Source organism: Oceanobacter sp. 1_MG-2023, assembly GCF_030689025.1.
In the GTDB taxonomy this organism is placed as follows: domain Bacteria; phylum Pseudomonadota; class Gammaproteobacteria; order Pseudomonadales; family Oceanobacteraceae; genus Oceanobacter.
In genome coordinates this window covers 261,365-280,174 of record NZ_JAUYWA010000002.1, presented here as the reverse complement: position 1 = coordinate 280,174, position 18,810 = coordinate 261,365, and the positions used below count along the sequence as shown (strand labels likewise).

18 protein-coding genes, 1 tRNA gene and 1 riboswitch are annotated in these 18,810 nt (G+C 53.3%); of the genes, 8 read left to right on the top strand and 11 right to left on the bottom strand.

Annotated elements, in window-relative coordinates:
* Window positions 1-43 precede the first annotated feature (43 nt).
* Window positions 44-346, top strand: coding sequence for a DUF2782 domain-containing protein (locus Q8W22_RS02635; RefSeq protein WP_305413470.1), 303 nt, complete (start codon window positions 44-46; stop codon window positions 344-346).
* 12 nt (window positions 347-358) lie between these two features.
* On the top strand, window positions 359-1,354 hold the full coding sequence (locus Q8W22_RS02630) for a homoserine kinase (protein ID WP_305451505.1): 996 nt from the start codon (window positions 359-361) through the stop codon (window positions 1,352-1,354).
* A gap of 33 nt (window positions 1,355-1,387) precedes the next feature.
* On the opposite strand, the gene Q8W22_RS02625 is transcribed toward Q8W22_RS02630, so the two are convergent.
* The 4 genes from Q8W22_RS02625 to Q8W22_RS02610 form a co-directional block, all read right to left on the bottom strand.
* On the bottom strand, window positions 1,388-2,293 hold the full coding sequence (locus Q8W22_RS02625) for a phosphotransferase (RefSeq protein ID WP_305451504.1): 906 nt from the start codon (window positions 2,291-2,293) through the stop codon (window positions 1,388-1,390).
* Window positions 2,278-2,910 (bottom strand): nicotinamide riboside transporter PnuC, encoded by a 633-nt coding sequence (gene pnuC, locus Q8W22_RS02620; protein WP_303431388.1) that lies wholly within the window; start codon window positions 2,908-2,910, stop codon window positions 2,278-2,280. The genes Q8W22_RS02625 and pnuC overlap by 16 nt, the downstream gene beginning before the upstream one ends.
* A gap of 243 nt (window positions 2,911-3,153) precedes the next feature.
* The gene (locus Q8W22_RS02615) at window positions 3,154-3,423 is read right to left on the bottom strand and encodes a hypothetical protein (protein ID WP_303431094.1); all 270 of its coding nucleotides are present in this window, start codon (window positions 3,421-3,423) and stop codon (window positions 3,154-3,156) included.
* Window positions 3,424-3,504: 81 nt separating this feature from the next.
* The gene (locus Q8W22_RS02610) at window positions 3,505-5,634 is read right to left on the bottom strand and encodes a TonB-dependent receptor (protein ID WP_303431095.1); all 2,130 of its coding nucleotides are present in this window, start codon (window positions 5,632-5,634) and stop codon (window positions 3,505-3,507) included.
* Window positions 5,635-5,746: 112 nt separating this feature from the next.
* Window positions 5,747-5,852: riboswitch (TPP riboswitch) on the bottom strand.
* 154 nt (window positions 5,853-6,006) lie between these two features.
* Between Q8W22_RS02610 and htpX the strand changes: the two genes are divergently transcribed.
* Window positions 6,007-6,888, top strand: coding sequence for a protease HtpX (htpX, locus tag Q8W22_RS02605; RefSeq protein ID WP_303431096.1), 882 nt, complete (start codon window positions 6,007-6,009; stop codon window positions 6,886-6,888).
* A 123-nt stretch (window positions 6,889-7,011) separates the two neighbouring features.
* On the opposite strand, the gene Q8W22_RS02600 is transcribed toward htpX, so the two are convergent.
* The 4 genes from Q8W22_RS02600 to Q8W22_RS02585 all read right to left on the bottom strand — a co-directional run bounded on the left by Q8W22_RS02600 (window position 7,012) and on the right by Q8W22_RS02585 (window position 11,761).
* Entirely contained in the window at window positions 7,012-8,274 is a 1,263-nt protein-coding gene (locus Q8W22_RS02600; protein ID WP_303431097.1) for a malic enzyme-like NAD(P)-binding protein, read from the bottom strand.
* 212 nt (window positions 8,275-8,486) lie between these two features.
* Complete coding sequence (locus Q8W22_RS02595; RefSeq protein ID WP_305451503.1) at window positions 8,487-9,806, bottom strand: HAMP domain-containing sensor histidine kinase; 1,320 nt, start codon at window positions 9,804-9,806, stop codon at window positions 8,487-8,489.
* A gap of 60 nt (window positions 9,807-9,866) precedes the next feature.
* Window positions 9,867-10,562 carry a response regulator gene (locus Q8W22_RS02590; protein ID WP_305451502.1) on the bottom strand — a complete coding sequence of 232 codons (696 nt, stop codon included), beginning with the start codon at window positions 10,560-10,562 and terminating at the stop codon, window positions 9,867-9,869.
* A 182-nt stretch (window positions 10,563-10,744) separates the two neighbouring features.
* Window positions 10,745-11,761 carry an AI-2E family transporter gene (locus tag Q8W22_RS02585; protein WP_303431100.1) on the bottom strand — a complete coding sequence of 339 codons (1,017 nt, stop codon included), beginning with the start codon at window positions 11,759-11,761 and terminating at the stop codon, window positions 10,745-10,747.
* Window positions 11,762-11,895: 134 nt separating this feature from the next.
* On the opposite strand from Q8W22_RS02585, the gene Q8W22_RS02580 reads away from it, so the two are divergent.
* Together Q8W22_RS02580 and Q8W22_RS02575 are read left to right on the top strand one after the other, a co-directional pair.
* Window positions 11,896-11,980: transfer RNA gene (locus tag Q8W22_RS02580), tRNA-Leu, on the top strand.
* Window positions 11,981-12,239: 259 nt separating this feature from the next.
* A complete protein-coding gene (locus Q8W22_RS02575) occupies window positions 12,240-13,238 on the top strand; it encodes a transposase (RefSeq protein WP_305451501.1) in 999 nt (332 codons plus the stop codon).
* Between the two features lie 516 nt (window positions 13,239-13,754).
* Here the strand turns inward: Q8W22_RS02575 and Q8W22_RS02570 are convergent.
* The 3 genes from Q8W22_RS02570 to Q8W22_RS02560 form a co-directional block, all read right to left on the bottom strand.
* Window positions 13,755-14,423 (bottom strand): OmpA family protein, encoded by a 669-nt coding sequence (locus tag Q8W22_RS02570; protein WP_303431103.1) that lies wholly within the window; start codon window positions 14,421-14,423, stop codon window positions 13,755-13,757.
* A gap of 167 nt (window positions 14,424-14,590) precedes the next feature.
* Complete coding sequence (locus tag Q8W22_RS02565) at window positions 14,591-14,884, bottom strand: hypothetical protein (RefSeq protein ID WP_303431104.1); 294 nt, start codon at window positions 14,882-14,884, stop codon at window positions 14,591-14,593.
* A gap of 88 nt (window positions 14,885-14,972) precedes the next feature.
* Entirely contained in the window at window positions 14,973-15,704 is a 732-nt protein-coding gene (locus tag Q8W22_RS02560; RefSeq protein WP_303431105.1) for an IclR family transcriptional regulator, read from the bottom strand.
* Between the two features lie 226 nt (window positions 15,705-15,930).
* On the opposite strand from Q8W22_RS02560, the gene Q8W22_RS02555 reads away from it, so the two are divergent.
* The 3 genes from Q8W22_RS02555 to Q8W22_RS02545 are packed head-to-tail and all read left to right on the top strand — an operon-like array spanning window position 15,931 to window position 18,792.
* Window positions 15,931-16,965: a TRAP transporter substrate-binding protein gene (locus tag Q8W22_RS02555; RefSeq protein WP_303431106.1), complete on the top strand. Its 1,035-nt coding sequence runs from the start codon at window positions 15,931-15,933 to the stop codon at window positions 16,963-16,965.
* A gap of 24 nt (window positions 16,966-16,989) precedes the next feature.
* On the top strand, window positions 16,990-17,478 hold the full coding sequence (locus Q8W22_RS02550) for a TRAP transporter small permease (RefSeq protein WP_303431107.1): 489 nt from the start codon (window positions 16,990-16,992) through the stop codon (window positions 17,476-17,478).
* 15 nt (window positions 17,479-17,493) lie between these two features.
* On the top strand, window positions 17,494-18,792 hold the full coding sequence (locus tag Q8W22_RS02545; protein ID WP_303431108.1) for a TRAP transporter large permease: 1,299 nt from the start codon (window positions 17,494-17,496) through the stop codon (window positions 18,790-18,792).
* Window positions 18,793-18,810: the final 18 nt, after the last annotated feature.

The following is an 18,810-nucleotide window of genomic DNA, read 5'->3' as shown; positions in this document are numbered from 1 at the left end:
CGGCATACAATAAGGAAGAATTGAAATTGAAAGGCATCCTAACATGAAGACCCCGACTCGTCTGAACCTCCGTCGTGCCACCGTGGTGCTGGGTGTTACTCTGGCTTCAGCGCTGTTTTCGAGCGTTGGCTTTGCGGCCGACCCAAGTGGAGAGTCTGTTACCATCCGTAATGATGGCGACAAAACCTTTTATGAGTTCCGGGTCAATGGCGAACTGGTTGAAATCAAGGTCGAGCCCAAAGTAGGCAAGCCGTATTACCTGGTACCAGAATCTCAAGGGGATAACTTTGTCCGCAAAGACAATCCCGATATCGTCGTACCCAAATGGGTTATCTTCCGCTGGTGATATAATCACGTTATGTCTGTCTATACGCCCGTCCCACAATCCACTCTGGCCGTCTGGCTCGAACAATTCGAGCTCGGCTCGCTGCTGTCTTTGCGCGGCATCGCTGGAGGTATTGAAAATACCAATTACTTTGTCACTACCACGGCCGGTGAGTTTGTGCTGACGTTGTTTGAGCACCATGCTGCCGATGAAGTCGAGCAATTTGTTGCGCTGGCCAATCATCTTGGCCGCGCCAATGCTGCCGGGCAATCGTCATCGTTACCCGTGCCCGCACCCATCGCCAATCGTGATGGCCAGTGGCTGTTTTCCCTGGAACACAAACCGGCAATTCTGTGTCCGCGTCTGGCGGGCGAGCATGTCGAGCATCCAACTGCCAGTCATGCCCGCCAGGCCGCCGCCGGACTGGCACAATTGCATCTGGCGGCAGCAGACCTTAATGTCCAGCGCCCCAACAGTCGCAGTCTCGACTGGTGGACCTATATGGCGGGCACACTGACCCATGTCCTGAATGAAGCCGATATGGCCCTGTTGCGAGATGAGATCCAGCAGCAGCAACAGATCCGGGGAGACTGGCTGGCGTTACCCCATGGCTGGATTCACGGTGATCTGTTCCACGATAACGTGTTGTTTGAAAATACCGCTGCTGGCCCGAAACTGGGGGCCATTCTGGATTTGTATAACGCTTGTCAGGACGCCTGGATTTTTGACCTTGCCATTGCTGCCAACGACTGGTGTTGCGACAGCCATGGTAACTGGCAGTACGACTTGCTGGAGGCCTTGCTGGAGGGTTATCAGTCGGTACGACCGTTCACTGAAGCCGAACAGGCGCTTTGGCCAATGGCCTTGCGTGGCGCGGCATTGAGATTCTGGCTCAGCCGGATATTGACCCAACAGCTGCAGTCAGCCCAGCTGACCGCCGCCGACGGGCAAATGGCGATCAGCAAGGATCCGGCGGAATACCGCGACAAACTGTGCCGCAGACGCCAGGCCGCCCAGCCCGCCGCTTAATACGACGGGCCGTGGAGCCCGGCTTGCTGCGGGTCAGTCCAGTCGGCGAGCCGCACGATGCAGCTCGTCGAGCTCGGCCACCAGCCGGGGCTGGTCGATCATGCCCTGTACGCCATACCAGAGCACCGCAAAATAGTGCTCTTGCAGCAAGGCCCGTTGCCAATCCTTCCCCATGACATCAATGCCAAACAGAGCGCACCACTGCTGTTGCTGCTCTGCTTTCATGTTGGCTGATACTGCCAACCCGGCGATATCCCAGCAAGGATGGCCCACCGCGGCATATTCCCAATCGATCAGAATCCAGCGTCCCTGATGCAAGCGCCAGTTAAGCGGGTTCGGGTCCATATGACACAGCGCCCGTTCTGGACCTGGCGCCTCGGCCAGCAAGTGCTGCAACGGTAATCGCTGCTGGCTCCAGTCTCCGGGCCAGCGAACTTCAATGGCACGCCAGTAGTGCTCGGCCTTGACCGCCACATGCAGCTCAGGCAAATCTGGACCGAAGGGCAAGGTATGAAGCCGGGTCAGTTGTTGCGCCAGTATGGTCATCAGTTCAGTGCTGATGCTACCGCGCATACACTCCGACAGCTCCGGGCCATCGGCCCGGTCGACGATCCAGTAACTGTCATCGGCACTGCGGTAACGTATCCGGGGTGCCAGACCAGCCTGGGCGGCCCGCTGTTGAATGCGGTATTCGGTTTCACGACATATATCCAGCGACTGGCTGTTGGCTGCACTGAGCCGTACCACGTATTCGCCAGAATCCAGTGTCAGTGCCCAGCTACGATTGGTCAGGCCGCCGGTCATCAACACCATGTCATCCACACCAGGGGCGTGATCACACAGGTCCCAGTTCTGCCATTCCGCCAGAATATGCTGACACTGAGCGTCGTGTGGCGGCTCAGTGCAGGGGAGAAACAGCCAGCTCAAACTTGCTGCCAATCGGGTGCATCCCGATGGTTGTGCCGCACACTCTGGTCACGATAATCCTTATGCCAGACAAACCAGCCGATGGCAGCCAGCACCACATAAATAGCCATCAGGGTGGCGGTCAGATACAACTCACGGTCGATATACAGATAAATCGCCACGGCATCGATCACAATCCAGTAAAGCCAGTTTTCCAGCACTTTACGAGTCACCATCCAGGTAGTGATCACCGCGCCCCAGGTGGTAAAGGAATCCAGATAGGGCATGACCGCGCTGGTATTGCTGTGTAACAAGGCACCACTCACCAGTGTCAGCCCAGCAATGGCTGCCAGTGTCAGCATATGCTGTGTCAGGTTCCAGCGCTGGATTGGCAGTTCTTCGGTGGTTTCATCCGCAGCGGAATGCTGCCAGGCCCACCAGCCATAGAGAGCCATCAGCAGATAATAGACATTCAGCGCCGATTCCATCAGCAAGCTGACATCCCAGAACAACCAGCTGAAAATGGCAGTACTGCCAAAGGCCGCATACCAGCACCAGTTACTCTGACGCATGGCCAGTACCAGATAAGCAAGCCCCAGCACCACGGCAATGACCTCGGGGAGGCTTTGGGCAGCCAGAGCAGCTGTCATCTGGCTCACTATGTTATCCATCGGATTGGATTACCTCGGAGTTGTCTCGCACGACCAGAGCAGCGCCTTATGGGCGTTACAGGGTCGTGGCGATGATTTGGTGTCTGTGGTTCTGGTCTTGGTCGTGCTGGTTCAGCGGCTCTGGTCGTGGTGTCAGTACAGCGGTTGATCACCGCCGCCGAGGCATCCAATCCTGTTCCCACAACACCCCTTAAACCTGGCCCTCAAACCCAACCCCCAAGCCTAGCCGTGTGGCTTGAGCGCAGGGTCCAGATTCACACCCGGAATCATCTTATAGACAAAAATGGCTTTGCCATAGGTTTCGAACGAGTGTTTCATTTCTGCGGCAATGGTATTCATGACCAGATCGTAGTCACCAAACACCTGGGTGCACATGGTGTTGCACACCACGGTCAGTCCTTCGGTCCCTTGCAGACGCTCGATAAAGTCTTTGATCGCGGGGATATATTTGTCTGCCAATGGGTATGCGCTGATATCAACGGAAAGTTCCATACGGTACTCCTGAGATTAGGATGGGATTACGGGAATAAAGCATAGGCCAGTCAGCAGTGACTGGCCTGAATAAACAACCGGTCAGAAATAGTATTTGCCTTCCACGCCAACCAGTCGCGGGTCGCCATACTGTACCCAGCGCTCGTTGGTGTAGCCGTCACGGGGGTCATTACCAAAATGGAAACCACGGACTTCCTGCTCGACATCGGTCAGGTTACGACCGTACACGGCCAGCTGGTAATTGCTACCATCATACGCCACCCGGGCATGCCACATGACATAGGCGGTGGATTCTTCATAATGACTGTCGGAAAAGTAGAAGCTGTCTTTGGCTTCGTTTTCCAGTACCAACGTCAGGCCGTTGCCAACCGCATAAGCCAGACTGTTGGCAAAGCTGTACGTCGGCGACTGAGCCTGCTCACGACCGTTCATGCTGAAGGTGCCATCGGCGGTTTCGTACTGATAGTCGATAAACTTGGTTTGTAACCAGCCACCACTGAAAGTCCAGTTCAGCTGTTCACTGAGTGCCCAGTCGGTTTCCAGTTCCAGACCGTAGTTAACCCCTTCCGCGGCGTTGGCCAGATAGTCCTGGAAGCTGATACCGCTGTTATCTTCGTTTTGTACCGCCAACGAACTTTTGACTTGCTGGTCTTTACGCTGAATATAAAAGGCCGCTACACGAGTGCGTAAGGTGTCGTCGAGCAGGCTGGATTTTAATCCGGCTTCCAGCGCATTATTAAACTCGGTATCGAAAGTGCGATGGTCTTCGCTGATGTCTTGGTCGGTATTCACCCCACCGGCTTTATAACCACGCGCCAATGACGCATAAGCCAGCTGGTTGCTATTAAGCAGGTATTCCAGCGCCACTTTACCGCCCCACAAGCTTTCCGTGCGGTCATTGTTAATGGCGTTACTGTCGTCATAGTCGGTGTTCCACTGTTCACTGCGCACACCCGTCGTTACCACCAGGTCGTCACTGGCTTGAACGGACAGTTCACCGTAGACCGCCGTGGAGGCGGTGTTGAGGTCACTGAAAAAGGTCTCCGTATTCCAGGTATAGAAGCGGGTCATATCTTCTGAGCGGGTCATACGATATACACCCACAACCCAGTCGGTCGAACCGGAGAACAATTGTCCTGCTTCGGTAGAGGTCAAGCGCACGTCCAGTTCACGGCGGCGGTGATCGCGCAGATACTGGTCAGTAGAGCTATACCCTCCTTGATTGGCCAAACAAGTGCCCGGCGTTACACAGATGTTGTCGGTGGTGCCATCGTATTCGCCATAAGCCCAATCTTCGTCGTAGCTGTATTCGGTGTTGCCGTTGCTGCCAGAGGCATGCACGCGCAGATCAAACGCCTCGGCCATTTCCGATGTCCAGGTCAGGGCGGCGGCATGGGTATTCTGCCGATCAACACCCGGATTATCGGAATAGGTGGTGCGGTTATTATCGAGAGAAAAGGCATCAAAGCCGTTATCCACATCGATATACAACCAGGTCAGTGCCAGGGTATTACGCTCATCCAGCGCCAGATTGCCTTTCAGACGTACCAGCTGTTCATCGATATTGTTGGTGTCATCACGATCGAGGTAAGCGTTGTGAATATACCCATCCGAGCTGTTCTGATGCGCCGACAAGCGCATATTCAGTCCCGGGCCGACTTCCCCCGACACCACGGCACCGAGGGCTTTGGTGTTGTAGTTACCCAGTTTGCCCGACACCATGCCTTCAAACTGTTCTGTTGGATCATTACTTTCGATATTGATCATACCGGCCAGGGCATTGGCACCAAAACGGGTGCCTTGTGGGCCGCGCAAGACCTCGACCTGCTGTACATCAAACAAACCTGCACCACCGCCCAGCCCGGTCATGTCGATGCCATCAACCCGCAAACCCACCGATGGGTTGACCGGGTCCACATACTGGCTGCGTTCACCAATACCGCGAATCTGGAAAAAACGCCCCCGGGAAGCACCGGAAGTGAAGTTGACGTTGGGAGCCAGCGCCAGCAGGCTTTCGAGATGATCCGCCGAGCGCTGTTCAATAGCAGCCGCACCAACAACGGTCGTTGCTTCCGGAATGGACTGGACATCGGTCTGGCGAAAATCCGCCGTCACGACCACTTCTTCCATGGCAGACTGGTCGGCATACGTTGACAGGGTGAATACAGCCGCGGATACGGCCAGGAATAAAGGTGTCTTGCGACATATCATTGGGTCTGTCCTCTTAAATAATTCAAAAAGGAGACCCGGTTTGGTGTACAGGATAACGCGTAGGTCGCTAATCCATTTAGCAACAAAAAGACTGTCGATATGCCAGGAATAACTCACAGCACTCGCCCATTCCTACGCCGGTACTAACCGGATCAGGTTCTAGGGGTTTATGCCATTTGGCAAGTCTCAGGCTGATCAAGCCACCCCCTGGGACGCGGCCATTATACGGATATTCCATCGGATACCAATCCTGCACCGGATTTCGTTCTTGCTGTCGCATTCTTTTACTTGAATTACGCCGTCATCGTCTCAATCTTGTGGTCATAATGAGAGTTCATATTTGCGCCTAATTCATTCCACAGGAGGAATATCATGTTGCGCATTATCCTGTTTTTGGCCACCAACCTGGCGGTGATTCTGGTCGCCAGCATTACCTTGTCGATTCTCGGCGTTGGCAGCTACTTTTCACAACAAGGGCTGGATTTTGGCAACCTGCTGATATTCTGTCTGGTGTTTGGTATGGCGGGTTCTGCCGTGTCCTTGCTGCTGTCCAAGTGGATGGCCAAGCGCGGCATGAACGTCCAGGTAATCGAATCTCCCCATAACGCCAGCGAGCAATGGCTCGTCAGCACGGTGCAAGAGCTGGCCGACAAGGCAGGAATCGGCATGCCGGAAGTGGGGGTGTTCAACTCTCATCAACCCAATGCCTTTGCCACCGGCTGGAATCGTAACGATGCTCTGGTGGCGGTTTCAACCGGTCTGCTACAACGCATGAGCAAAGACGAAGTAAAGGCCGTGCTGGGCCATGAGATTGGTCACGTTGCCAACGGGGATATGGTGACGCTGGCTCTGATTCAGGGGGTAATCAACGCCTTTGTGATGTTCTTTGCCCGTATTATTGGTAATTTTGTCGACAAGGCTATTCTGAAAAACGAAAACGGTCCGGGCATCGGCTTTTTTATCGCCACATTTGTATCCGAAATTGTGCTTGGCATCCTGGCGTCGTTTATTGTCGCCTGGTTCAGTCGTCGTCGTGAGTATCGTGCCGATATTGCCGGAGCTGACCTGGTCAGCCCGGTCGCCATGATCAATGCGCTGGCACGGTTACAGGAAAGTTATGACCAACCCAGCGAGTTGAATGGCGAGCTGGTCGCCTTTGGTATTGCTGGTGAAGGCAAACTGGCAGCGCTGGCCGCGTCTCACCCGCCACTGACAGATCGTATCAACGCCTTGCGTCAGCGTTACAGCGTCTGATCACCTGATCACAACAATGGCTGGCCACAACGCCTGATAACCGTGTCATCAAAAACGCTGGCCACAAAAAAAAACCGCCCCTCGCAAGAGGGGCGGTTTTTTTTGTATCAAACAATCGCCAGATCAGATATCAGCAATCGTTTTTAACGGGTAGTTGGCAGGCATTGGGCCTGCTGCTACACCGGTTTCAATCGCAGCTTGTGCAACGGCAAAAGACACCGCGCCCAACAGACGGGAATCGACTGCTTTCGGAATGATGTATTCGCGACCAAAAGCCAGAGACTCCAGACCGTATGCATCCAGCACTTCCTGGCTCACTGGCTCTTTCGCCAGTCCCGCCAGCGCCTTGGCTGCTGCCAGTTTCATTTCTTCGTTGATGCGCTTGGCACGTACGTCCAGAGCACCACGGAAAATGAACGGGAAGCCCAGTACGTTGTTTACCTGGTTCGGATAGTCAGAACGACCGGTTGCCATGATGGCATCAGGACGCGCTTCCCATACGATTTCCGGCATGATTTCCGGTACCGGGTTGGCGCAAGCAAAGATAACCGGATCGGCTGCCATGGCCTTGATCTGTTCACCAGTCACCATGTTCGGACCAGACAGACCAAGGAAGATGTCCGCGCCATCCAGTGCATCGTCAATGGTGCGTTTGTCGGTATCGACAGCAAACATGGCTTTGTACTGGTTCAGGTCATCACGACCGGAATGGATCACGCCCTTGCGGTCACACATAAAGATGTTTTCTGGTTTCATACCGGCCAGAATCATCAGCTTGGAGCATGAGATTGCTGCAGCACCGGCACCGACGACACACATTTTGGCGTCTTCGATTTTTTTACCAACAACTTCCAATGCGTTCATGGCACCGGCAACCGTAACGATTGCAGTACCGTGCTGGTCATCGTGGAATACAGGAATATCGCACTGTTCGATCAGGGTGCGTTCGATTTCAAAACACTCAGGTGCCTTGATGTCTTCCAGGTTGATGCCACCAAAAGTAATCGCTATGCGACGCACGGTATCGATAAAGGCTTGTGGGCTTTCGCTTTCCACTTCCAGATCGATAGAGTCAACGCCCGCAAAACGTTTGAATAGCAAAGATTTGCCTTCCATGACGGGTTTGGATGCCAGTGGCCCCAGATTTCCCAGCCCCAGAATGGCGGTACCGTCAGTAATCACGGCAACCAGATTCCCTTTGCCGGTATATTTGTAGGCATTTTCAGGGTCGGCAGCAATTTCCTTGACCGGCTCAGCCACACCTGGGCTGTACGCCAGCGACAAATCGCGTGAGGTGGCGGCAGGTTTGGTCAGTTCGACACTGATTTTGCCCGGTTTGGGAAATTGATGATAATCCAGAGCTGCTTGCTTGAGATCTTCTGACATAGTGCTCATCCAGTCGTTTTTTTTGTGGTGTTAATATCCCTGGGCTCGACGCATAACGCGTTGTCCAATTAGACAACAATTGCGAAAGGGGCACCCTTAATAGCAAAAAGCCCCGGGTATTTCCACTATATCCTTGAAATGTTCCAGGCGACTGCTGTTCTTTTGCGCTGATTTGAATTGCCCTGATCTACCGCAAGATTCGACCAGAGTATTCATACAAAAGTCGTAGGTACATTAACGACTGGTAGTTGTAGGGCAACACACAGACCAGGATGACGGTTTTCAGCGACCACTTTCCCGCCATGCAATTCCACCACTCGCCTGACCAATGCCAGGCCCAGACCATAGCCTATATCCCCGGCGCCGGGACTGCGGGCATGATCAACCTGGGTAAAGGGTGCAAAAATGGATTCCAGCATATCGTCGGGCACACCAGGCCCCTGATCCATGACCGAAATATCCACACGATCTCCCACTTCAGCCACTTCTACCAACAAACAGCCACCGTCCGGTGAATACCGAATGGCGTTACGCAGCAGGTTATCAACCGCCCGTTCAATCAGCACCCAATCCCAGGAACACTGGGCCGGTGCTTTGGAACAGTCGCAAGTTACCTTGATGTGCCGGGATTCCAGCTCCAGCTCAGCATCCTGCAACCAGCCATTCACTTGCTCACAAGGACTGCGTTCTTCCAGCTGCAGCTGTCCGGCCCGTAACTGGGACAAACGAGCCAGATCCAGAATCTGGCTGATAAGATTTTCCACCTGAAACGCGGCCCGTTCGATACGGTCATGTTCTGCCGCAACGAGCTGCTGCTGATCTTTTTTACGGGCGATACCCAGCGCAATTTGCAAGCGGGTTAACGGTGAGCGTAATTCGTGGGAGACATCACGTAATAATTGTTGATGGCTGGCCAATAACTGCTGGGTGGCGTCCGCCATGCTGGCCACTTCGGCCACCAATACGCCAATTTCATCCTTGCGACTGATATCAGCAGCCAGATCGGTAACATCAAAATTGCCTTCGGCCATTTGCCGCACGACCCGTTGCAAACGGCGCATTGGCAGCGTCAGATTCCAGACCAGCAAGAAACACAGCAGCGTGACCACCACTACAATCACGACCGGCACCACCCAGCGGCGTTTATCGTCCAGAAAGTTCTGCCAAACCTGGCGGGAAACACCGATATAAAGATAGCCGTCACTCTGCACTGGCCCCAGCATCAACCAGCCATCGTTCTGGCCGTACAGAGACCGTCCAAGATAGCCGGCCCGATCGGCAAACTCTTCCAGGTCGTGGGGTAATTCCTCAACCCGGTCCACCGGTACCGATACCAGGTTCCAGCCCGGCCGCAGCTGCCGCCAGAGCATCCGGCCTTCTGCCACAATCGGCAATTGTTTCTCCATCAAATTCAGTAACAGGCGCGAGTCTGCCAGATCCGCAGGTCGCATAAAGTCATCATCAACCCAGTTTCTGGTAGCAACCGCCAGCCCCATGGCGAGAAAGATCACCAGCCAGAACCAGACAAACACCTTAAAAAACAGCGATCGGTACCAGCTGACCTTAACGCCCCTAAAGTGTCTGATCATCGGTCAGGACTTAACCAGCAAATAGCCGCGGCTACGCACCGTCTTGATCCAATCACTACCATCTTCACGGTGGCCGAGTTTTTTACGCAAGTTACTGACGTGCATATCAATCGAACGGTCGTAAGCCATCAGTGAACGTCCCAATGCCGACATCGACAGGGTATCTTTACTGACCAGCTCTCCGGCGTGCTCCATCATGCACTGCAAGACGCCAAACTCGGCACCGGTCAGCACCAGGTTTTCGCCATCCAGGCATACTCCCCGATCACTGGGCGTCAGAACCAAAGGCCCCACCTGTATCGCCCCTTCGGCTACCGGTGCGCTGGAATCACCCGTCATATCGATACGGCGAAACAGTGCCCGAATCCGCGCTACCAGTTCATGGTGGTGATACGGTTTGGCAATATAATCATCCGCGCCATGTTCCAGCCCTAATACCCGGTCGACACTCTCGCCTCGAGCAGTCAACATGATCACTGGCACCTGGGATTCAGCCCGAATGCGGCGTAACACCTCAAAGCCATGAATTTTAGGTAACATAACGTCCAGCAAGACCAGATCGTAGTCCCCTTTTAATGCTTGCTCCAGGCCGCTTTCTCCATCGTGTACCGGAGTGAGTTCAAAGCCCTCCATCGCCAGGTATTCCTGCAATAATTCGCCCAGCTCGGTGTCGTCGTCGATCAGTAATATTGATTTCATTCGGTTCCTCCCAGCCCAAGTCTAATCAGGCGATGGACTGTTCTCTAACAGGTTTACGGTTTTTTGCAACTGACCGTGATTATTGACATAAACCGGTGTATCTAAAGACCGGGGTATTCCCAGCCGTTGCAAGACATCATCCAGCGACAGTCAATGGCCCGGTAGCAACTAATGACCAGCAACTAATGGTCCAGCAGCGTTGCCATCCAGCGAGTTGACTGGCGGGTTTCCAGCGCTATCTTGACCACCATGGTCAGCGGTATCGAAAGCAGCATACCCACCGGGCCAAGAATCCAGCCCCAAAAAATCAATGACAGGAACACCACCAGTGTCGACAACCCCAACGTACGCCCCATCATGCGGGGTTCCAGCACATTACCAAACGTCATATTGGCAACCACATAGGTGATAGCCGTTGCCAGTGCCGAACCTGGGCCTAACTGGATCAAAGCAATCAGCACAGCCGGAACAGCCGCAATAATAGAGCCGATATTGGGAATATAATTCAGCAGAAAAGCAATCACCGCCCACACCGGCGCATAATCCACCCCAATTATCCACAATACCACTCCGATACAGACCCCGGTGCCAAGGCTCATCAAGGTCTTGATGGCCAGATAACGCTGTACCAAATTACTGAAACGCTCAAAATGCGCAAACGCACTGGTTTGCTCACCAAAAGCACGTTTCAGCTTCTCTGGCATGCCGGAGGCCTCCAGCAAGATAAACACCACGGTAAACAAAATCAGAAAAGCATTGGTCAAGACACCACCAAGGCCATTAAACACGCTGGTCACCATGTTCATGACCACACTCGGATCGACGTATTCCCGCAACAGGTTGGCAGGTACTTCGATACCCAGGTTATTCAGCCAGGCTACGATTCCCTGCATCAAATTCTGCAGCTTGGTTTCGTACAGCGGAATGTCTTTATAAAACGCATTCACGGTGCCACCCAGAAATACGGTCAAACCGGTACCACTGACCAGAAAACCCAGCATCATCAGCAGTACCGCCAACACATCCGGCACACCACGACGCGACAGCCAATGCATCATTGGAGCACTGAGCACGGCAATAAAAACCGACAACAGAAAAGGCACCAGAATATCCGCCGCACTGCGCACACCGGCAATCACAATAATAGCGGCCGCCAACGTCACAAAGATGTTGCTGGTTACATGAGTATTAGTCGACATGATTTCTTCCCGAAACCCCTGAAGGCGAAAGGCTCAACTTACACCAGCCAGCGTTCGGACGCATCCAGTGAACAACCGCGATGATCATGGACTTGGCAGCAAGCAAAGAGTTCTGTATTATCCGCGCTCTGTTTGCGGAAGTGGCGAAATTGGTAGACGCACTGGATTTAGGTTCCAGCGCCGCAAGGTGTGAGAGTTCGAGTCTCTCCTTCCGCACCATCTTTTTTAGATCCTGGTCTTTCTCTCCTACATGGACACCCACTTAAGTCCATCCTAGTCCTTCTGGTCCCTTCTATATGGACACCCGGCCCTGCATGGACACCCGGTCCTGCATAGACACCCACTTAAATCAGCGGTCCGAGTCCTTCACTACAGACACTACAGAGACACCCACTTAAATCAGCACTTTTGCCTGATTCCATTGCATAACCCAAGCGCCATAATAATGCTTCGTTAACTTCAAGGACGGGGTACGATCATGCCAAAGCCACGGAAACAACAAGTCTCTGTTGAAGCAACACCCTTCTACCACTGCGTGTCCCGATGCGTTCGACGCGCCTTTTTGTGCGGCACCGATTCGGTGTCTGGCCAGTGCTATGAACATCGCCGCAGTTGGCTTGAAGCGCGGATTCTTGCCCTCCCACAAATATTTGCTATTCAAGTTGCCGCCTATGCAGTGATGTCGAATCACTACCATGTCGTACTGTTTGTGGATATCAATCAAGCACAAGCCTGGAGCGATATGGATGTTGTGCAGCGCTGGCACCAGCTCTTCAAAGGCAACGTATTATCACAACGTTTTGTTCAAGAAGAGCAGCTGGCCGAAGCCGAGCAGCAGCGGCTAAAAATACTGGTCGACGAGTGGCGTTCACGACTGTCAGATATCAGCTGGTTTATGCGGGTACTGAATGAAGCCATTGCCCGTGAGGCGAACAGTGAAGATGGTTGCTCGGGCCGCTTCTGGGAAGGTCGCTTTAAATCCCAGGCGCTGCTGGACGAAGCCGCGCTGCTCAGCTGCATGGCATATGTCGATTTAAACCCGGTTAGGGCTGGCATTGCCGAGACACCGGAAAAGGCCGATCACACGTCGGTGAAACGTCGTATTAAGCAGGCTCAAACAACATCAACACCTGATCACATCACCCGGCAGTGCCCGCACTTGCTGCCATTCGTCGGAAACCCACGGCAAGATTCTCCAACAGGAATCCAGATGCCGTTAACCAGCTACCTGTCGTTAGTCGATGCAACCGGGCGCATACTTCGCTCCGATAAGCAGGGTGTAATCAGTGAAGGGTTATCGCCTGTTCTCCACCGTATAGGCCTGGACGAAAAACAATGGCTAGCCATGAGCCAGCAATTCGAGCAGTGCTTTACGACCTTTGCAGGCAATGAAGCCAAGGTTCGATCAGCGTGTGAGCAACTGGGCTACAAACGACCGACAGGGATTGGTCGGGCCAGACTACTGGTGGCAAGCTAGATTCTGTGTCCAAACCAACAACAACAGCATTCTTCGGGTATATACCTGAAGCCCGATACGCTTGAGCCTGCGTATTTGCCAAACGACGATATTTTCAAGGCACTGTCATCGCCTACAGGCAAACCAGCTCGCTAAAATTGAAATTCATTGTGCAATGGCTGAGATACATCAGCCCTGATGGCTTCGCTCTGTTGCTGTTGATTGTCTGCAACGCTTTTAAGAGTGGGTGTCCTGTTTAAAAACGATTTAAAAACTATGGTGGATGTCCTATTTAAAACTACTTAATAGTGGGTGTCCTATTTAAACTCTGGTGTCCTATTTAAACTCTGTTTAAAAACGGGCAAACCAGCTCGCTAAAATTGAAATTCATTGTGCAATGACGGAGATACATCAGCCCTGATGGCTTCGCTCTGTTGCTGTTGATTATCTGCAACGCTTTTAAGAATGGGTGTCCTATTTAAAAACGATCAAAAAAGCCGCCTGAATCAGGCGGCTTTTTTTGTCATGCCATCACTGTCAGTCTTGCGTAATCGGCAGCAGCGTGATTTCAACACGACGGTTCAGTTCTTTGCCGGCTTCGGTACTGTTGCTGGCAATCGGCTGACTTTCACCAAAGCCAACCGGGTCCAGTCGTACGGAGTTGATGCCTTGGGTTTGCAGGTAGTTAGCCACGGATTTGGCACGCTGTTCCGACAATGCCTGGTTAAAGGTTTCAGAGCCGTCGCTGTCGGTATGGCCAGAAACCACCACCAATGTGGAGTCGTATTCTTCCAGTACCAATACCACGGAGTTCAACACTTCATAAAAGCTGGAGGCGATCGCTGAACGACCCGAGGAGAAAGTAATATTACCTGGCATGATCAGGTTGATATTGTCGCCAACCCGCTCAACGCTGACGCCAGTGCCGCGCAGTTGTTTACGTAATTTGGCTTCTTGGGCATCCATGTAGTAGCCGATGCTGCCACCAACCAAACCACCACCTGCAGCCGCCGCCAGAATCCGGCGATTACGGGTGCCGCTGTCTTCATCCTTGTTGGTAGCATAAGCAACCACAGCCCCAACGCTGGCGCCAATGCCTGCGCCTATTGCAGTTTTGGATGTTTTTTCTTCACCGGTATAAGCGTCGAATGTGGTGCACCCACTGGCCAACATCACGATTGAAGCAACTGCTGCGATCCTTTTCATACTCTCTCCTGAATTTGTAGTTTTGTCATCAAGTTTAAAAACGGCTAGCGGACGGTATATTACTGTTTTTTACATGGAAGTTTCAGTCTTAATCCCGATTGACGACAGCAGGATTTATTTGTAGCTGATGCTGGCAACTCACCGATGGCACGGTATCTCTCGCAGCCTCAGCGGCGACCATTGGATGGACGCCGTGAAACAGGGGGCCGGACCAATAACTGGTAGATCTGCACCAAGACACTACTGATCCCTACGGTAATCCCCAAAAACACCATGATCGCTAGCGGTGAGCTCAAATACTGCAATGAATACGTCTTGCCCTCATCGCACCCCGATATCAAACCAAGCCAGCGTCCGCCAGAATCCAGGCAGATGTCTTGAGCCGAAACATAAATAAAGCCAATCAGTCCGCAGACAGAGATCAGCATGGAGAGTGCGAGGCAAATCAGCCATATTTTCATAAGGATGTTGAACCTGGTTGACGATGTGGCCGAGAGTGTACACCAACCACCCTAGGAGACTGCTTGTGTGCTGTCTCAGGTAAACAGACTAGGCAAACACGGCAATAGCCTCAGCACATTCCCGTAATGCCAATATCCGTTCAAACAGCCCATTGGCATCCTCAAAGCGAGGGGTGGGGCCAACAATACCCAGCGCACCGATCAGAGCCGAGCCACGCATGACCGGTACTGCCAACGATGTCACCCCTTGTTCGAATTCGTTGGCCACCAGGGCGTAACCGTTGATTCGGGCCTTTTTCAGATCCAGACGAAGGTCTTCCAGGTCGATTTTGGTGTCTTCGGTATACGCTGTCCGAGGCGCATCCTGCAGTAGCTGCTCTTGCATCTCATCCGTGGAAAATGCCACCAGAACCCGACCGATCCCGGTGGCGTGCAGGGGTAGCCGGTAACCCACGGTAAACCCCTGGGTAATCATGCCCGGATCGCTGGGTGAATGGGCCACATAAATAGCTTCGGTGCCGTCCAGCATGGCGAAGGAAATCCCTTCTCCCAGCTTGAGTGAATACGACCGCAGAATCGGCGTGACATGCTTGCCAATGTCCCTGCCCTGCAGGAACTCCCCCGCCAGACCCAGTATTTTGGGCGTCAGTTTGTACACCCGGTTGCTGCATTCCAGATAACCCAGATATTGCAATGTCAGCACCAGTCTGCGAGCGACCGTTCGGTTCAGGCCGGTTTTCTCAGCTATATTGGGAATGGTCATGGATCGATCCGTGCCACTAAACGCCTCCAATACTTCCAGGCCTTTTGCAAAGGTCATGGATATATCTTTTTCATTATATTTTTCAAACACTTGGACTATTCCTTTCCGATTAATGAAGGCGCTTTCAACGGCGCTGTGCGCACGTTTGGTTTGTTGGCTTTGTAAAGCGATGGATTAAAAAAAATTTGACTCAGATCAAACTGACATTCTATAAGTGGTGATCGATATTGAAACATAAGTTCGATTATCGATCAAATTATTATAAGCCGCTGTGGAGCTATCGATGAAAGCCGTGAGAAAAAACCTGTCAACGCTTGCCTTTTCCAGCCTGCTGGCACTCAGTTCGGCCTCAACTCTGGCCGCCGAAGCCAACCTGCGTTTTGCTCATTTCATGCCGAAAAACAGCTGGCAGAGTGAACGCATGTTCGAGTCTTGGAAAAAAGCTGTCGAAGAACAATCCGAAGGTCGCCTCAAGGTGACGGTCTTCCCGGCCCAGACATTGGGCAAGGCCCCTGCCGGTTATGACAACGCCAAAAATGGCATTGCCGATATCGCCTGGACCGTACAGGGCTATACCGCCGGACGCTTCCCACTCAGTCAGATCATGGAACTGCCTGGTCTGTTCAAGACCGGTGCCGTTGGTTCCTGCGCCTTCCAGAAGCTGTATGACAGCGGCGTGCTCGACAAGGAATACGAAGAAACCAAGGTGCTTTACGTCCATACCCATAGCCCCGGTCACTTGCACACCAAGGATCAGGTCGTCACCTCTCTGGACGATCTGAAAGGCCTGAAAATCCGTCGTCCTACCGACCTGATTGGCGAACTGATCGGCGAACTGGGTGCCGAGCCAATTGGTATGCCCGCACCGTCTATTTACCAGAGCATGCAACGGGGCGTTATTGATGGCTACATGCTGCCATGGTCAGCGGTTAACAGCTTCCGTGCTTATGAAGTCTCTGATCAGCATCTCGACTTCGGCTTCTACTCGCTGGCCTTTGTGACCACCATGAACAAACGCGCTTACGACAAGCTGCCTGCCGATCTGAAAAAAGTCATCGACGACAACTCTGGCATGGACTGGGCCGTCAACGCCGGTCAGGGCTATGACGACGCCGATCTCGTCGGTATTGCCAAAATCAAGGAAGAAGGCGGCACCATCAATACCTTGTCTGCAGAAGAACGTGCGCAGTGGCAAACCATTGTTGACGGTGTAACGCAATCCTACATTACCCGCCTCGACGAGCAGGGTCTGCCCGGTACAACAACGTATAACAGCGTCAAAGGTTATGTCAGCGCCTGCGAAGCCGAACTGAACTGAGTGATCTGAGCAGGGAGAATCAAGGTGGAAACAATCATTCGATTTTTCGACAAAGTGGCCTTCGTGGCCCTGGTATGCATGTTGTTTGTGGTCGTTTCCAGCGTTCTGGGACGTCTGGTGTTCGACATCAGTGGCGGAGAACTGCAACTGGTCATGCCTGGCTCGGTCGAGCTGGCCAGTTATTCCCTGCTCATCATGGTGTTTGCCTCGCTGCCTCGGGCAGCCACTCATGGGCTGGTGAGTGTCGAGTTGTTACTCGATAAATTACCCGACCTTCTCAAGCGGGTGCTGGAGCGTATCTGGCATCTGTTGCTGGCCGCGTTTGCAGCCGTTATTGGCTGGCTGTTTTTCGGCACCATGGTTGAAATGATCGACCGTGGTGATCGTTCCCAGGACCTCGGCATTCCGCTGTATCTGTTTTATGGCGCACTGACGGTGTGCTGCGTTGCCATTGTGCTGACGGGCCTGTGGCTGGCGCGGCATCCGCAACGCCCTGTTTCCCAAGACGACTAACCAAAAGGTAATACGATGGATCCTCTTGTAATTGGTCTGGGTGGCATGGTGGTCATTCTGATGTTGTTGGCACTGGGGTGCCCGGTTGGTCTGGCCATGATTTTGGTGGGTGCTTCAGGCTTTGCCCTGATCGTTGGCCCGGAGCCAGCACTCAACGTGCTGGAAACCGCGGCTTTCGAAACCGCATCCAACTACTCGTTCACCCTGATTCCTTTATTTCTGTTAATGGGCAGTCTGGCCGCTCGGGCCGGATTCTCCAAAGACCTGTTTGAGTCTGCCCGTTATTTCACCAAGGGCTGGAATGGCAGTCTGGCACTGGCTGCGGTCAGTGGCAGCGCGGCATTTTCGGCCATTTCCGGTTCTTCCTTGGCAACAGCGTCGACCATGACCCGGGTGGCTTACCCGGAAATGATGAAACAGGGTTATCACCCTCGTCTGGCCGCTGGATCGCTGGCCGCCGGGGGCACCCTGGGCATCATGATTCCGCCGTCGGTCGCGCTGTTGCTGTACGCGCTGATTACCGAACAATCGGTCGGCGATATGTTTCTGGCCGGATTCCTGCCGGGCTTGCTGGCTTATGCGCTCTATCTGGCTACCGTCACCGTGATGGTGCGGAAGTGGAAACCCTCCGGTGAACAAGCACCCGACGAGAACAGTTCACTGCGCAAAGCCTTGCTGCAATTTGCTCCTGTAGGGCTGTTGTTTGGTCTGGTGATGGGCGGTTTGTACGGCGGTTTGTTTTCCCCCACCGAAGCCGGTGGCGTAGGCGCTGGACTGGCGCTGGTCTTTGCGCTGGTACGTGGCCTGGGCTGGGATGATTTCCGCGAGGCCGTTACCGAAGCCGTGGCCGTCACATCAACCATCTTTGTGATTCTGATTGGTGCCGAAGTCTTTGGCTTCTTGTTATCGGTCAGCCAGGTCTCGTTCGCCATGGTCGATATGATTGATGCCTATCAGCTCTCCCCCTGGATGGTGATGGCGCTGATTGTGGTGTTCTACATTGTGATGGGCTGCTTTCTCGAAAGTCTGGCCATGATTCTGCTTACCGTGCCGATTTTTTATCCGGTGATTGTTGCCAGCGGCTTTGATCCGATCTGGTTCGGCATTATTGCCGTGGTCACGGTCGAAACCGGGCTGATTTCGCCCCCCGTCGGCATGAACCTGTTTGTGGTACAGGGTGCCACCAAAAACCTCAAGATCAACGATGTCATGGTTGGAGTTATTCCCTTCGTCCTGGCCGACTTTTTACGGCTGGCCATCCTGATCGCTTTTCCTGCTATTTCACTGTTTTTACCAGAGCTTCTGGGCAACTGAACTGACACTCCGTTTTCA